This is a genomic window from Methylobacterium organophilum (assembly GCF_022533465.1).
Lineage (GTDB): Bacteria > Pseudomonadota > Alphaproteobacteria > Rhizobiales > Beijerinckiaceae > Methylobacterium > Methylobacterium organophilum.
In genome coordinates this window covers 4,040,457-4,056,389 of sequence record NZ_CP092848.1, presented here as the reverse complement: position 1 = coordinate 4,056,389, position 15,933 = coordinate 4,040,457, and the positions used below count along the sequence as shown (strand labels likewise).

Here is a 15,933-nt window from a genome sequence, read left to right as displayed (position 1 = left end):
GTCAGACCGGCACGGCGGGGGCGGCCACCTCTTCCGAGACCGGCCCTCGGCCGCCCTCGCGCAGGGCGTCGGCCAGCAGGGAGAGGCCGAGCATCAGCGAGGAGATCGCGATGCAGGGGAAGAGGATGAGGTGGGGGAAGGCGATGGCGAGGCTGCGCCCCTCGTTGACCATGCCGCCCCAGTCCGGAGTGGGCGGGGGCAGGCCGAGGCCGAGGAAGCCAAGGACGCCGATGGTGATCGCCGTGTAGCCGAGCCGCAGACAGGCATCGACCACGAGCGGTCCCGTGACGTTGGGCAGGATGTCGATGGCCATGATCCGCAGCCCGCTCTCGCCCTGGGTCACGGAGGCCTCGACGAAGTCGCGCGTGCGCATGTCGAGGGTGAGCGCCCGCACGATCCGGAAGATCGCCGGCGAGCTCGCGAAGGTCACGGCCAGGATGATGTTCAGGCCCGACGCCCCGAACCGGGTGATCACCACGAGGTAGAGAACGAGGATGGGGAAGGAGAGGATGACGTTCGCGCCGAACGAGAGCGCCCGGTCGAGGGGACCGCGATAGAACCCCGCGACGAGGCCGGTGGCGATGCCGAGAAGGTAGGCGGTACCGGTGGCGAGCCCCGACCAGATCACCACGGAGCGCGCGCCGTAGATCAGCCGCGCGAAGATGTCCCGGCCGAGGATGTCGGTCCCGAGAAGGAAGAACGTGCCGTCGGAGCCGCGGGAGAGCGGAGTCTGCAGGGGGACGAAGCTGTGCAGCGGATCGTGGGGCGCGAGCCAGGGGGCCAGCAGGGCGCAAACCAGCCAGAACAGGACGACGAGGCCGCCGATCAGACCCAGGGGCCGATGGCGGAGAGCGAGGAGCGCGCGCATCAGACCACCTCCATCTTCTTCAGAAGGGAGAGCCTGCGGATGGTCGCAGCCGGGCGTCTCTCGCGGACCGGCCGTGTCCGCGGGTTGAGCCACGTGTTCACGAGATCGGAGGCGAGCTGGGTCGTGACGACGACGAACACGCTGATCATCGCGCAGGCCTCGATCACGTCGATGTCGCTGTTCAGTCCGGCCTCGTAGAGGAGCGAGCCGAAGCCGCGATACGCGAAGAATACCTCGACCACGATCACGCCCGAGAGCAGCCACGGGATCTGCAGCATGATCACGGTGACGGGTGCCACGAGGGCATTGCGCAGCACGTGCCGCAGGACGATGCGGCGCGGATCGGCGCCCTTCATCCGGGCCGTCCGCACGTAGGGTGCCGTCATGACCTCGGCCACGGCCGCGCGGGTGACCCGCACGAGGTAGCCGGCCGCGTAGAGGACGAGGACCAGGAGGGGCATCACCAGCTCGCGCAGGGAAAAGCCCCCGGTCATCGTGCTGGCGCCCGGGAGCAGATCGAGCCAGAAGACCAGCAGGCCCGACAGGAAGACGGCGCTGGCGAATTCCGGAACCGACGTCGTCACGATGCTGAAGACCGAGATGAGGCGATCGGCCAGGGACCCTTCCCGCGTCCCGGAGAGGATGCCGAGGCCGAGGCCGATGGGCACCATCAACGCCAGCGTCGCCCCGCCGAGGATGGCCGTAGCGGCGAGGCGCTCCGTGACGAGGTCGAACACGGGGACTTGGTAATGCAGGGATTGGCCCCAGTCCCCGGAGAGGAAGCGCTGGAGCCATTGGACGTACCGCGCGAGGAAGGGCTGATCGTAGCCGTGCTCGCGCAGCCACTGGACCCGCTGGGCGGCTGTCGAAAACTGCCCGAGCATCTTCACGGCCACATCGTCCGCGTCGAGTTCGAGGAGAAAGTAGACCGTGAACGAGACCGCGAGCATCGTCAGGGCGATCTCGGACAGGCGGGTCAGGCCGGCGCGCATCATGAGGCATTCCTTCGTGCCGCTCCGCCGGCAGTTCGGCGGAGGCGGGTTCGGGGCATGGGTCGGTGCGGCAGGCCGCACCGGCGACGGCATCAGGCGAGCCAGACCTTGTGGAGATCGAAGCAGTCGCTCGGATTGAGCGCGTAGCCGCGGACACGGCTCGCGACCGCCGTGTACTTGTTCATCCAGAACGGCTGCACCATGAGCGCCGCGTCGCGCAGGATCGTCTCGACCGAGACCATAGCGGCCTTGCGGGCCTGCGGATCGACAATGCCCATGGCGTTGTCGAGGGCTGCGTCGAAGGCCGGATCCGCGAAATGCGTCTCGTTCCAGGCCGCGCCGCCGCGATAGGCCAGGTCCAGGGTCTGCACGGCGAGGGGGCGGTGGGCCCAGTAGGTCAGCCCGAACGGAACCTTGTTCCAGATCGGCCAGTACTGCGCGGCCGGCATGACGTCGAGCTTCACCCGGATGCCGGCCTCGGCGCATTGCTGCTGCAGCACCTGGGCCGTGTTCTGCTCCCAGACGCCCTGCGTGTTGCCGACGGCGATCGCGAGATCGAGCCCGTTCGCATGGCCCGCCTCCCGCAGCAGGTGCTTCGCCTTCTCCACGTCGCGCTTGGGCGCGGCAACGGGCGCGTATTCGGGCTGGAAGGGAGCGACGTGGCAATTGTCGCCGATCACGCCGGCCCCGCGAATGGCCACGTCGAGGATGCGGCTGTTGTCGCAGGCCAGCACCACGGCCTGGCGCACGCGGATGTCGTCGAAGGGCTTCTGGTCGACCTGCATGCGCATCACCGGGGTCTGCGCGGCGCGGCCGGTGAGGATCTGCACGTCGCTCAGGCGCTTGGCGAGGTCGAGATCCGAGACGTTGATGCGGTAGAGCATGTCGACCTGCCGCGCGGCCAGGGCCGCGAGATGGGTCGAGATATCCGTGCCGAGGTCGATGAAGCGGATCTCGTCGAGATAGGGCATCTCGCCCCAATATTCGGGGCGCCGCACCAGGGTCGCCTTCTGTCCGACCTGGAACTCGGCCAAGCGATAAGGGCCCGTGCCGATCGGGTTCTTGCTCCAATCCCCGCCCATCTTCTCGAAGTCGCGGTGCATGATCGGCGTGTTCGGCGCGTAGAGGATCTCCGGCAGGGCGAGCAGGGGCCGGTCGAGATGCAGGCGCAGTTCGAGCGGCCCGAGGATTTCGATGTCCCGCAGGGCGGCGAAGGTCGTCTTGTTGGAGGATTTCGAGGCCGGCCCGATCCAGCGGCGGAAATTGGCCGCCACATCCGCGCTGGTGAAGGCATCGCCGTTCGACCACTTGACGTTCGGCTGCAGCCGGAAGGTCCAGGTCTTCAGATCGGCCGAAGGATCCCAGCTCGTGGCGAGATAGGGATGGACGACGTTGTCGGCATCGACCTTGGTCAGATACTCGATCACGTTCCGGAAGACGTTGGCCGCCTCGAAATAGGTGGATGCGGCCGGATCCTGCATCTCCTGGATCTGACAGGCGAACCGGACGCTGCCGCCGCGCTTGGGCGCCTCGGCCGCCGCGGCGACCGTCGTCCGCCCCGCGAAGGCGGCCGCGCTCGCCGCGGACACGCCGAGCCAGGCCGCGGTGCGCAGGAAGTCGCGCCGCCCGATCAGCCCCCTATCGAGACTGTGGCAGAGATCCTCGATCGCCGGATGTTGCGGGCGACCGCTCAACGTCTTCAACCTGAACATACCGCTCCCCCTGTCTCGGTTCGTGCTGTCAAAGGTCTTTCACAGGGTGCGCTCCGCTCTTCGCGGGTCCTGTGAATCGCTCGATCATCCAGGCGCGGAACAGGGCGATGCCCGGCTCCGTCACGTCTTCGGGATGGAAGGTGAGGTAGTAGCCGTACCCGTCCTCGCAGACGGTGTCGTAGGGCTGCACGAGCTGGCCGCTGGCAATCAGGTCGGCGAACATGTGGATGTCGGCCAGGACCACGCTGGCCCCCGAGAGGGCGTATTGGACGGCGAGGCTGGCCGTGTCGAAGGCGAGGCCCCGCTCCGTATTGAGCCCGATCCCAGCCTGCGCGGCGAAAGCGTCCCAGAGGAAGCCGCGTGGCTGGCCGTCGAGGCGGACATGCAGCAATTCGTTGGCGGCGAGAAAGGCGGCGAGGTCGAGCCCTTCGCTGTCCCGGGCGAGTTCGGGCGAGCAGAGCGGCGTCACGCGGACCGTCCAGAGCAGGTCGCGAATCGCGTCGCCCTGGCGGGGCCGGTCGTAGATCACGGCGATGTCGAGATCGCGCGACGGGACGCCGGTGACAGGAGAGCTGGAGACGTCGACAGGAATGTTGGGGAATTCCCGTCTAAAATCCCGCAGCATCGGAATCGCCATGTGCTGCAGGAAGGACGGCGGCATGTGGACCCGCAGCGTCCGTACGAGTCCGCTGCCGTCTCGCAGGATCTCGTTCATCGTGTCCTGGAGACGGTCGAAGGACTTGCTGATCGTCGGCAGGAGCGCGGCCCCCGCCGGGGTGAGGATGAGCCCGTGCGGCTTGCGCTCGACGAGCTTGCATTCGAGCAGAACCTCGAGGCTGGCGACGTGACGGCTGAGTGCGCTCTGGGTCACGTGAAGGGCCTGGGCTCCTGCGGTGAAGCTCAGATGCTTCCCAACGGCCTCGAAGGCCCTCAGGGCATTCAGCGGGAGCCAGCGTCGATCGATCATCGAATCCTCTCAGTGCGGCGAGGCGCAACCGGCCTGCCTCCTGCGGAGAACAAGCAAGATGCCTGCATCGCCCAACTTAAGGGCAGACGCTGCACTATTTGCCGCCATGCAGTGAAATTCTGCCCGGCAAATGAGCTTTACTGATAAGCATCCTCAATTTTGCGATAGCATCTTGCAATTGCTTAAATTCGATACCGACATTCCAAAATGGAGTTTTTCTAAGTCGGGAAGCTTGTGGCAACGTCTCCGCACATTCCGGAGACACCCATGTACGACCTCAAGCGGATCCGCGCTCTTCTCGACGAACGCCGTCCAGGTTATACTCTGCCGCAGTCTTTCTATAATGATCCCGAGATCTATCGCTTCGATCTCGACGCCATCTACGGCCGCTCATGGATCATGATCGGGTTTGAGACCGAGATCTCGGAGCCGGGCAACTATATCGCCACCAAGATCGGCGAGACTCCCGTCGTCGTGGTGCGCGACCGAAACGGCGACGTGCGCGGCTTCTTCAATTCGTGTCGTCACCGGGGGGCGCAGATCTGCGAGCATGGCCACGGAAAGTCCGCGCGCCTCGTCTGCCCCTACCACCAGTGGACCTACGGCCTCGATGGCAAGCTTCTCCATGCCGGCCGCATGCAGGAGAGCTTCGATCCGTCCGAGCACGCCCTGGTGCCGATCCATGTCGAGCTGGTCGCGGGGACCATCTATGCCTGCATCGCCGACACGCCGCCCGATTTCAGCGCCTTCCGCGACGGCCTGACGCCGCTGCTCGCTCCCCACGACCTCGCCAACGCCAAGCTCGCGCACCAGAGCACCCTCGTCGAGAGGGCGAACTGGAAGCTCGTGATGGAGAACGGTCGCGAGTGCTATCACTGCGACGCCAAGCATCCGGAGCTGTCCTTCACCTTCCCGACCGGGACGAGCCGGAACTTCGACTATAACGGCGATCCAAAGCTCGCCGCCTTCAACGCCCGCATGCAGGAGGTCGGTCTGCCGGTCGGCCCCATCGAGGGCGACTGGTTCCAGGCCATGCGCTTCCCTCTGAACGAGGGCTGCACCTCGATGTCGGAGGACGGGCGGGCCTGCGTCTCGAAGCTGATGTGCGAGGCTGGCGGCGGCGACATCGGCTCGATGCGCTGGGCGCTGGAGCCGCACAGCTTCGCCCACGCGGTCGGCGATTTCGTGTTCATGTTCTCGGCCATGCCGACCGGACCGCAGGAGACGGTCGTCACCTCGAAGTGGCTCGTCCACAAGGATGCCGAGGAGGGTGTCGACTACAAGGTCGACGAGTTGATCCGTCTCTGGACGACGACCAACATGCAGGACCGCGACCTCGCGGAGAACAATCAGCGGGGCGTCAACGGCGCGGGATACCGGCCGGGTCCGTATTCGGAGGAGGCCGAGGAGCTCGTCCGCCGCTTCGTCGACTGGTACTGCAACAAGGCCCGCAGCTTCGTCGAAGCGAACGCCTGAGCAACCCTCGGCGGCGGGCGAACCATGGACATGCAGGCCATCTGGCGGGGTGGCGGAGATCGCCTCGTCTGCGCGGCGATCCGCGACGAGGCGCCGGGCGTCAAGACGTTCCGCTTCGTGCCGGCTTCGGGGTCCCGGATCGTGTTCGATCCGGGGCAGTTCCTCACCATCGCGGTACCGCTCGGGGACGAAGCGGCTTGGCGCAGCTTCACCATCGCGAGTTCGCCGCTGCGCGGCGACGGCGTCGACCTGACCATCAAGGCTCAGGCAGGCGGGCGGGCGACGCGCTGGCTGCACGACAGCCTCGCGCCGGGCATGAGTCTGGAGTCGCGTCCGCCCGCCGGCAGCTTCCGGCTGGCGGCGGCGCCGGACCGTCCGCTCGTGCTGGTCTCGGCCGGCAGCGGAGCGACGCCGATGGCCGCGATCCTGCGCTGGCTCGCCGACCGGGACCTCCGGGTGCCCGTTCACCATGTCCATGTGGGGCGCACCCGTGAGGACCTGCTCTTCCGGGAGGAGCTGACCGACCTCGCCCACCGAATCGGCACTTGGCGGCTCGACTGGATCGTCACGCGCGGCGCCCCCGAGCCCGGCATCCTGGCCGGGCGGCCGGAAGCCGGGTTCTGGACCACGCTGATTCCGAGCCTTCGCGACGCGGAGGTCTTCGCCTGCGGGCCCGGCGCCTTCATGAGCGCCGTCGCCGCCGCGCACCGGACGACCGGGGCGGCGACAGCCCGCTTCCATCAGGAGAGCTTCGGCACCGAAGCTCCGACGGCCGCGCCGCCGGCTGTCCTGCCCTCGGAGGCGGCGGGGGCGGAACAGCTTGCCCGCTTCCTGCCCTCCGGCCGCGAGGCGATGGTGCGGTCGGGCGAGAGCCTGCTCGACGCCGCGCTGCGCGTCGGCGTGCGGATTCCGAACTCCTGCCGCCAGGGGATCTGCGGCACCTGCCGCGTCCGCAAGGTCTCCGGCGAGGTCAGCATGACCCATGCCGGCGGCATCTCCGACGAGGAGATCGCGGACGGGGACATCCTCGCCTGCTGCGCCCATCCGCAAGGCCCCGTCACCCTGAAAGTATCGTGATGAGCCCTCCAGATCGCATCCTGCGTCCCGAAACGGTGACGATCACGCATGGCTACGACCCGCACGCCTATCGAGGGGCCGCCAAGCCGCCCATCTTTCCCTCCTCGACCTATCTCTACCGCTCGGCCCAGCACGCGAAGGACGTACACCGCGCCTATTTCGACGGCGTGCCGATGCCGGATGACGAGGATCCGGGCTACATCTATGCCCGCCTCGGGCATCCGAACCTGACCATGGTCGAGCGCCGTCTTGCCGCCCTCGACAAGGGGGCGGACGCAGCGGTGTTCGGCAGCGGCATGGCCGCGATCAGCGCCGTGATGCTCGCCTTCCTGCGGCCCGGCGACACAGTCCTGCATTCTCGCCCGCTCTACGGCGGCACCGACGGCCTCCTCTACGGGGAACTCGCCGCCTTCGGGATCAAGGCATTCGGGTTCAAGGACGGCCTCGACGGGGCCGCGATCCGAGCCGAGGCCGAGCGCGCGCTCCAGACCGGCTCGCTCGGGCTGATCCACTGCGAGACGCCGGCCAACCCGACAGGCTCCGTCAGCGACATCGCACTGCTCTCGGAGATCGCCGAGGCGGTCCGGCTGAAGCAGGGGCGCCGGCCGCTCATCAGCGTGGACAACACCTTCCTCGGGCCCTTCCTCCAGTCGCCGCTGGAGCACGGAGCCGACCTCTGCATCACCTCGCTCACGAAATATGCGGGCGGCCACAGCGACCTCCTGGCCGGCGGCGTCAGCGGCTCGGCGGCGCTGATCGATCGCCTCAAGAAGCTGCGCACGCTGCTCGGGAGCCACCCGGACCCGCATGTCTGCGCCGGCCTGCTGCGCTCCTTCGAGACGCTGCACTTGCGCACCGAGCGGGCCTGCGCGAACGCCCGCAAGATCGCCGACTTCCTGAGCCTGCACCCCAAGGTCCGCTCAGTCTCCTTCCTCGGCCATGCCGACCCCGACACGCCGACCGGGGCGCTCCTGGCACGCCAATGCTCCGGCACCGGCTCGACCTTCTCCTTCCGCATCCACGGTGGGGAGGCCGAGGCCTTCCGCATGCTCGACCGGCTGAGCCTGATCCGCATGGCGGTCAGCCTCGGGGGGACCGAGACCCTGATCTGCCACTCCGCCACCACCACCCACTACTCGGTCCCGCGCGACCGGCGCGAGGAGGTCGGCGTCGATGACGGCACCCTGCGCATCTCGGTCGGCATCGAGCACGCCGACGACCTGATCGCCGACCTCGTCCAGGCGCTCGACGCCGTCTGAAGGAGCAAGCCCGCAATGGACGACACCATCATCGCCGGGGTTCCTGCCGCGCAGGTCGACCTGAAATCGCTCCACGGGAAATTTCCCGCTGCCCGTGAGCATGTCGAGATCCTAGTCGTCGGCGCAGGCCCCGCCGGCGTCGCCGCGGCGATCGAGGCCGCCGCCCACGGTGCCCAGGTCAAGCTTGTGGACGAGAACCCGCTGTCCGGCGAGCTCATCGGCATGGACGTGCCGCTGTTCTACGGCGGGCGGGCGGGGGCCGCGGTCCACAACACGGAGCGGATGCTGGAGCAGGTCTTCTCCAGCAATCCGCGCCTGGAAGAGGCGTTCGAGGCGGGCGTCGACGTCGCCCTCGGCGTCCAGGCCTGGGGCGCCTTCGCGCCCGGTCCCGGCGCACAGACGCTCCCCGGACCGGTGGTCGGCCTCGCGAACGAGACGGACACCTGGTTGTGCGGCTTCGATCGGCTGATCCTCGCCGCCGGCGCGCGCGACCTCGTCCTGTTCTTCGAGGGCGTCGATCAGCCCGGCATCATGGGCGCCCAGGCCCTGCACGCGCTTCTCGCCCGCTACGACGCCTTCGAGGGCAGGCGCATCCTCATCCTGGGCAGCGGCAGCCTCGCCGTGCAGACGGCTGAACTGGCCCTCGCCCGCGGCCTCACCGTCTGCGCCCTGGTCGAGGTGCGCGAGGCGCCCGAGACCGATTGCGCCGGGCTCGCCGCCCGCGGCGTCGAGATCCTGACCGGTCACGTGATCCGCGCCGCCGAGCGCGGGCCGTTCGGAACGACCGGCGCGGTGCTTCGCGGCCCCGATGGCGCGGAGCGGCGGATCGCCTGCGACACCATCTGCCTCGCGGTCGACAGGATCCCGAACGTCGAACTCCTCGACGTCGTCGGCGCGACGCTCGAATTCGACGGCGCCCGCGGCGGCTACGTGCCCCAGCTCGATGGTGCGGCGACGTCGCGGCCGGAGGTCTTCGTCGCGGGCGACTGCGCCGGCCTGTCGGACGCGTCCCCGGGGGAGATCGCACCGGCGGAGGCACAGGGCCGGCTCGCCGCGCGCGCTGCGCTTCGCTCCCTCGGACGCACGGTCGAGGCGACGGAGCCCGCCGCCGTCCGGCCGACGCGGGACCGTCACCCCTACCGGCTCGACTGGATGCGGGCTCTGCTCGCGATCGGTTCGCCCGAGGTTCTGGCCTGCCAATGCGAAGAGGTCTCCCGCGGCGATCTCCTGGGTGTGCGGCCGCCCCGCTATCTCGGACCTGCCCCGGCGGCGGTCGAGAAACGCGACCTCGGCAGCCTCCTGCGTGACGGTCCCGTGAACCAAGACCAGATCAAGCGGCTGACCCGCGCCTGCATGGGCCCCTGCCAGGCTCGGCGCTGCCGGGAGCAGGTGGCGATGATGCTGGCGATCGGCGGCGACCGCGACCTCGCCGGCGTGCCCCTCGCCGGCTATCGCGCGCCGGTCCGCCCCCTGACCCTCGGCCTGCTCAGCCGCATCGAAGAGATCCCGGCGATGCGCGAGCATTGGGACGTCTGGTTGGGCATCCCGACCCAATGGGTGCCCTATGCCGATATCGGGACGCCCCGCGAGGCCGAGTATCTCGGCGGCAACATGCACCTGTGAGACGGACCATGAACGAACAGATCGCTCTGCCCTCCGGCGCATCCGTCGTCGTCGTCGGTGCCGGCGTCACGGGTCTCAGCGCCGCCTGGTGGCTCGCCCGCTCCGGCGTCGACGTGGTCGTCCTCGACAAGGGGGTGGTCGGCTGGGAGGCCTCCGGCCGGAACGGCGGCGGCTGCTCCCACTACCAGAGCCCGCTCTTCCTTGAGGAGCAGCGACTGTGGCCGCAGATGGACGCGCTTCTCGGCTACCCCACCGAGTACCGCCGCGAGCGGATCATCCTCGCGGTGACCGACCGGCAATGGGCCCAGTACCGGCGCATCGCCGAGATCATCCGCCAACACGGGATCCGCGTCGACGAACTCGACCCGCAAGCCTGCCGCGAGGCGATCCCGCTTGCCGGCGACAACGCCGTCGGCGCGATCCACGTCCATGGCGGCGGCCATGCCAACCCGCAGCGCACGGTGCAGGCCTATGCCTGGGCGCTGCAGGATCTCGGGGGGCGCATCCTGCAGCACTGCCCGGCTCAGCGCATCGTCCTGCGCGGCGGCAAGGCCGCAGGCGTCGAGACCCCGCGGGGCTTCATCGCATGCGACCACGTCGTGGTGGCCGCGGGACCGCAGAGCGAGGCGCTGCTGGCCCCGGCCGGGATCCGGCTGCCCCTGGCCTCGGCCCGCGCCGAGATGATCGTCACCGAGCCCCTGCCGCTCATGCGCATCGGGGGCTGCGACGGCAACGGCCTGTACGGGCGTCAGACGCTGCGCGGCAACCTCGCCTATGGCGGCGGCCCGCATGAATGGCTCGACGTGGAGCCGGACGGCCCGTTCGCCCGTCCGAGCTCGCCCCTCCTTGCCAACCTGTCGCGGCGCCTCGCCGACCTGTTCCCGAAGGCGGCCCATGTCCGCGTCATCCGCTCGTGGGCCGGCATCATCGAGAACACGCCGGATGGGCGTCCGGTGATCGACCGGCCCGCCGATCCCGGCAACGTCACGGTCTGCACCATGTCCGGCGTCGGGTTCGGATTGTCGCCGGCCAGCGGCCACGCGATCCGCGACCTCGTCCTCGACGGGCGCTGCTCGTTCACCGACATCGAGAAGCTCGGCCTGCACCGCTTCCGCAACCTCGCCCCCGATTGGCGCGAGCGCCAGGGCTGGCTCACGCCGACGGCCGCAGCGGCGGCCTGAGATCCCCGACCCCTTCTTCAGCGAAAGAGAGCGCGATGATACAGGAACCGCAGGGCTCGGCCCGGCGCGGCAAGGTGCTGGTCGTGGGCAGCGGCATCGCTGGCCTGTCGACGGCCTGGGCCCTCGTCCGGCGCGGCTTCTCCGTGGAGGTGTTCGAGCAGGGACAGATCCCGCACGCGATGGCTTCGTCCTACGACGAGCACCGCATCACGCGGCACGCCTACGGCGATTTCCCCGGCTACGCACGCCTGATGCCGGAGGCCTTCGCGGCCTACGAGGCGCTCTGGTCCGATCTCGGCGTCCGGCATTTCGAGGCGCTGCCTCTCGTGGTGCTGATGCGCGAGCCCGTCACGTGGTTCCAGGGGAGCCGGACGAGCATGGACGAGCTCGAAATCGGCTATCGCGACATTCCCCTCGGCGCTCTCGCGGACCGCTATCCGATGATCGAGCCCGAGGGCGTCACCGGCGCCTACGAGGCAGATGGCGCGGGCATGCTGTTCCCGATCCGGATCCTCACCGATCTCGTGGTCCACCTCGCCGCTCGGGGCGTGCGCTTCCATCCGGGCTCGCCGGTCACGGAGGTGGATGCGGAGCAGGCCAGCGTGAGGGTCGGCGCACAGGTGCATCGCGGGGACGCCGTGGTCGTCGCCGCGGGCGCGTGGGTCGATCGCCTCGTGCCGGACCTCCGGGGCGTCGCCGTCGCCTCCCGTCAGGCCGTGGCCTTCGTGGCGCCGCCGGTCGAGCTCGCGGATGCCTGGGCACGCGCGCCGATCTTCATCGATCTCGGCCTGGAGAGCGGGACCTATACCCTGCCGCCCCGGCCCGGTACCCGTCTGAAGCTCGGCGATCACCAATTCACGCGCCAGGGCGATCCCGACGGGAACCGGCTCGCCACCGACGAGGACGTGGCCCGCCTGTATGCCGCGGCACGCCTCTCCTACCGGGATTTCGACCGGTACACGGTGCTGGAGCGCAAGGCGTGCTTCTACACGGTCACGGAGGACGAGGCGTTCATCGCCAAGGCGATCGGAGCGAAAGGCTACGTGCTCAGCGCCTGTTCCGGGCATGGCTTCAAGTTCGGTCCTCTGATGGGTGAGGGCGTCGCCCGGGTCATCGCGGGAGAGCGCAGCGCCGCCGATCTGCCGGCCTGGGCAGCCGGACGCTGAACGGCGCAGGCGACGAACAGGGGACTTCCGGAACGATGGCGTTGCCGGATCGCGAGGGGATGGATTTCGACGTTGTGGTGGTGGGTGCGGGGCCCGCGGGCCTCGCCGCCGCGATCCGCCTCAAGCAGCTCTCCGCGGAGAAGGGCGAGGAGATCTCCGTCGTCGTGGTGGAGAAGGGCGGCGAGGTCGGCGCGCATATCCTGTCGGGCGCCGTGGTCGACCCGATCGGCCTCGACGCCCTGCTGCCCGACTGGCGCACGGATCCCGAACGCCCGCTCAAGACCGCGGTGGAGCGTGACGAGTTCCTCTACCTCACCAAGAACAGCGGCGTCCGCCTGCCGAACCTGTTCTTTCCCAAGCTCCTGTCGAACCACGGCAACTTCGTCGGCTCGCTCTCCAACACGGTGAAGTGGCTCGGCGCAAAGGCCGAGGGCCTCGGCGTCGAGATCTATCCCGGCTTCCCGGCCTCCGAGGTGCTCTACGACGCGCACGGCGCCGTGACCGGCATCGCCACCGGCGATCTCGGCATCGGCCGCGACGGTGCGCCGCGCGCCGATTTCACCCGCGGCATGGAGCTGCGCGCCAAATACACGGTCTTCGGCGAGGGCGCCCGCGGCTCGCTCACCAAGACCCTGATCGAGCGCTTCCAGCTCAACCGCCACAGCGACCACCAGAAATACGGCATCGGCATCAAGGAGCTCTGGCAGCTCAGCGATGCGAAGTTCGAGCCCGGCCTCGTCCAGCACACCATGGGCTGGCCCCTGCCCAACAAGGCCGGCGGCGGCTCCTGGCTCTACCATTTCGACGACAACCTGCTCTCGGTCGGCTTCGTCACGCACCTGAACTACGAGAACCCGACCCTGTCGCCGTTCGAGGAGTTCCAGCGCTTCAAGACCCACCCGATGATCCGCGAGACCTTCGAGGGGGCCAAGCGCATCGGCTACGGCGCGCGCGCCATCATGGAGGGCGGCTGGCAATCGGTGCCCAAGCTCGTCTTCCCCGGCGGCTGCCTAGTCGGCGACTCGGCCGGCTTCGTGAACGTGCCGCGCATCAAGGGCTCGCACAACGCGATCCTGTCCGGCATCCAGGCGGCCGACGCCATCTTCGCGGCCATCGCGGCGGGCCGTCAGGGCGACGAGCTGACCGCCTACGAGGAGGGCTGGCGCGGCAGCGCGATCGGGCGCGACCTCAAGCCGGTGCGCAACGTCAAGCCGCTCTGGTCGAAATACGGCACCCTGGCCGGGGTCGGGCTCGGCGGCCTCGACATGTGGACCAATGCCCTCGCGGACACCTCTTTGTTCGGTACCCTCAAACACGGCAAGCCGGACCATGCCTGCCTGAAGCCGCTCTCCGAGGTGACGCCGATCACCTACCCGAAGCCCGACGGCAAGCTCACCTTCGACCGGCTCTCCTCGGTCTACCTCTCGAACACCAACCACGAGGAGGACCAGCCGCCTCACCTCAAGGTGACGGACAGCGAGCTCCAGAAGCGCTCCGAGCACGACGTCTATGGCGGCCCCTCCGGCCGCTACTGCCCGGCGGGCGTCTACGAATGGGTGGAGGACGCCTCCGCCCGCGACGGCCTGCGCTACCAGATCAACGCGCAGAACTGCGTCCACTGCAAGACCTGCGACATCAAAGATCCCAACCAGAACATCACCTGGGTCACCCCAGAAGGACCAGGCGGGCCGAACTATACGAACATGTAGTTCTCACACGTTGCAGAAACCTGGATGTCGAAGGGCGATCCTTCGCCGGTCCAGGGCAGAGCCCTGGGTGAATTCTCAGGCACGGTACGACATCCGAAGGCGATCCTTTCGGAATCACCGTTCATCAGGCGACGAACGGCTTCCGCCAAGCCGGCACGTCGAGACAGGGCAGCCGTCCGATCTTCGACCGGCGATCCACCAAGCCTTGCCGCGCAGGTCTGACCTTCGCGCGCCGGCCGCTTCAGCGATACAGATGACCCAATGGCAGGGCGGTGGTGTACTTCACCTGCCCGAGCGCGAAGCTGGATCGAATATTCGCCACGCCCGGAATCCGGGTCAGGTGATTGAGCACGAGTTGCTGATACTGCGCGAGGTCCTCGACGACGACGCGCAGCATGTAATCGGCTTCGCCGCTCATCAGGTAGCATTCCATCACTTCGGGACGATTGCGGACCGCATCGTCGAAGGCTTTGAGTGCGGCCTGGGTCTGCTTCTCCAGAGAGACGTGCACGAAGACGTTGACCGCGAGGCCGAGCGCCATCGGATCCGCGACCGCGACGCAGCGGCGGATGATGCCGCTGGCCTTAAGGTCGTTGATGCGGCGCCAGCACGGCGAGGTGGAGAGCCCAATCTCCTCGGCCAGATCCGCGACGCTGACCTCGCTGTCCTGCTGCAGGCGTTCGAGGATACGCAGGCTGGACGCATCGAGGTCCGCCGGTTTCTGAGGCATTTTATTCCGATGCGATGTTGAGAGCCGGCAATTTATACCGATCATTGGCGTCAATGAGAAGCATCGAGACGAAAATTCCGCCCCCGTGGCGATAAAAAACCCGTGCCGCCACTCCTTTCGTTGCGGCCCGCGAGACCCTTGCCATGGCTGATTCGATGTCCCCCGCCCTCGCACCGATCCGAGCCCGCGTGGCCGTGCCGAATGGTGTCTGGCTCGGGCTCATGGTCGTGCTCTGGGGCCTGAGCTGGCCGGCGATGAAGCTCTGCCTCGGCGAGATCAAGCCGCTCTGGCTCGCCACCTTGCGCTTCTCGACTGCAGGGGCGGCTCTCTTCGGGGTGCTGGCCTTCAACGGGCGTCTGCGGCTGCCGGCGCGCGCCGACTGGCCGGTGCTCGCCAGCATCGGAGGCCTGCAGATGATGGCCTTCACCGCCCTCGGATTGGTCGCCATGCGGCACACCGATGCGGGCCGTGCAGCCCTGCTCGCCTATACCACCCCGGTCTGGGTCATGCTCGGGGCGTGGCTATTCTTGCGCGAGCGTCCCTCGCAGGCCCAGACGGCCGCGATCGGCTGTGGCCTCACCGGTGTCGCCGTCGTGTGCTCGCCGTTCGGCATGGACTGGACCAATCCCGACATTCTCCTCGGCAATGCCCTTCTGCTGGTCTGCGCCGCGTGCTGGGCCGTCGTGATCCTGCATGTCCGCCACCATCGCTGGAGCATGCATCCGCTCGATCTCGCGCCCTGGCAGATGGCCTTCGCCGCGATTCCCCTCGCCGCCGCCGCCTACGCAATCGAGGGCCCCCTCAACGTGGTCTGGTCGCCGCGCCTCGTGGGGCTGCTCGCCTTCATCGGGCCGGTGGCGACATCGTTCTGCTTCGTGATCTCCGCGGAGGTCGGACGGCGGATCAGCAGCGTCACCCTATCGAACGTGACCCTGGCGGTTCCGGCCATCGGGATTCTGTCCTCCGCCCTACTGCTCGGCGAGCGGCTCGACATCGTCCTCATCGTGGGCCTCGGTTGCCTGACGGCTGCTGTGATCACCGCCGCACGCGACAGCTGCCACGCCTGATCGGCCTCGCCACCTACCCAACGCCGCCAAATCCTGGGATGTCGACGTGACCGGCGCCTCCGCGATCCAAGATCTCGCCGTCGGGGACATAGACACGAATGGTTGC

13 protein-coding genes are annotated in these 15,933 nt (G+C 68.4%); 8 read left to right on the top strand and 5 right to left on the bottom strand.

The window, feature by feature from the left end:
- Position 1: 1 nt before the first annotated feature.
- The 4 genes from MMB17_RS19135 to MMB17_RS19120 form a co-directional block, all read right to left on the bottom strand.
- The gene (locus tag MMB17_RS19135) at positions 2–868 is read right to left on the bottom strand and encodes an ABC transporter permease (RefSeq protein ID WP_241099934.1); all 867 of its coding nucleotides are present in this window, start codon (positions 866–868) and stop codon (positions 2–4) included.
- Positions 868–1,863: an ABC transporter permease gene (locus tag MMB17_RS19130; RefSeq protein ID WP_241099933.1), complete on the bottom strand. Its 996-nt coding sequence runs from the start codon at positions 1,861–1,863 to the stop codon at positions 868–870. Before MMB17_RS19130 ends, MMB17_RS19135 begins: the two co-directional genes overlap by 1 nt.
- A gap of 89 nt (positions 1,864–1,952) precedes the next feature.
- A complete protein-coding gene (locus MMB17_RS19125) occupies positions 1,953–3,572 on the bottom strand; it encodes an ABC transporter substrate-binding protein (protein WP_241099932.1) in 1,620 nt (539 codons plus the stop codon).
- A gap of 28 nt (positions 3,573–3,600) precedes the next feature.
- Positions 3,601–4,539 carry a LysR substrate-binding domain-containing protein gene (locus MMB17_RS19120; RefSeq protein ID WP_241099931.1) on the bottom strand — a complete coding sequence of 313 codons (939 nt, stop codon included), beginning with the start codon at positions 4,537–4,539 and terminating at the stop codon, positions 3,601–3,603.
- Between the two features lie 267 nt (positions 4,540–4,806).
- Here MMB17_RS19120 and MMB17_RS19115 point away from each other — a divergent pair, with 267 nt between their 5' ends.
- The 7 genes from MMB17_RS19115 to MMB17_RS19085 are packed head-to-tail and all read left to right on the top strand — an operon-like array spanning position 4,807 to position 14,030.
- Positions 4,807–6,015, top strand: a complete 1,209-nt coding sequence (locus tag MMB17_RS19115; protein WP_238311406.1) for an aromatic ring-hydroxylating oxygenase subunit alpha — start codon at positions 4,807–4,809, stop codon at positions 6,013–6,015.
- A gap of 30 nt (positions 6,016–6,045) precedes the next feature.
- Positions 6,046–7,092, top strand: coding sequence for a flavin reductase family protein (locus MMB17_RS19110; RefSeq protein ID WP_238311405.1), 1,047 nt, complete (start codon positions 6,046–6,048; stop codon positions 7,090–7,092).
- Positions 7,092–8,351, top strand: a complete 1,260-nt coding sequence (locus MMB17_RS19105; RefSeq protein WP_241099930.1) for a cystathionine gamma-synthase family protein — start codon at positions 7,092–7,094, stop codon at positions 8,349–8,351. The genes MMB17_RS19110 and MMB17_RS19105 overlap by 1 nt, the downstream gene beginning before the upstream one ends.
- A gap of 15 nt (positions 8,352–8,366) precedes the next feature.
- The gene (locus MMB17_RS19100) at positions 8,367–9,974 is read left to right on the top strand and encodes an FAD-dependent oxidoreductase (RefSeq protein ID WP_241099929.1); all 1,608 of its coding nucleotides are present in this window, start codon (positions 8,367–8,369) and stop codon (positions 9,972–9,974) included.
- 8 nt (positions 9,975–9,982) lie between these two features.
- Positions 9,983–11,155 carry an NAD(P)/FAD-dependent oxidoreductase gene (locus tag MMB17_RS19095; RefSeq protein WP_238311402.1) on the top strand — a complete coding sequence of 391 codons (1,173 nt, stop codon included), beginning with the start codon at positions 9,983–9,985 and terminating at the stop codon, positions 11,153–11,155.
- 35 nt (positions 11,156–11,190) lie between these two features.
- Entirely contained in the window at positions 11,191–12,321 is a 1,131-nt protein-coding gene (locus MMB17_RS19090; RefSeq protein WP_241099928.1) for an NAD(P)/FAD-dependent oxidoreductase, read from the top strand.
- Positions 12,322–12,356: 35 nt separating this feature from the next.
- Complete coding sequence (locus MMB17_RS19085) at positions 12,357–14,030, top strand: electron transfer flavoprotein-ubiquinone oxidoreductase (protein WP_241099927.1); 1,674 nt, start codon at positions 12,357–12,359, stop codon at positions 14,028–14,030.
- A gap of 241 nt (positions 14,031–14,271) precedes the next feature.
- Here the strand turns inward: MMB17_RS19085 and MMB17_RS19080 are convergent, their stop codons facing one another.
- Positions 14,272–14,760 (bottom strand): Lrp/AsnC family transcriptional regulator, encoded by a 489-nt coding sequence (locus MMB17_RS19080; protein ID WP_238311399.1) that lies wholly within the window; start codon positions 14,758–14,760, stop codon positions 14,272–14,274.
- 143 nt (positions 14,761–14,903) lie between these two features.
- Here MMB17_RS19080 and MMB17_RS19075 point away from each other — a divergent pair, with 143 nt between their 5' ends.
- A complete protein-coding gene (locus tag MMB17_RS19075) occupies positions 14,904–15,827 on the top strand; it encodes a DMT family transporter (RefSeq protein ID WP_241099926.1) in 924 nt (307 codons plus the stop codon).
- Positions 15,828–15,933 lie beyond the last annotated feature (106 nt).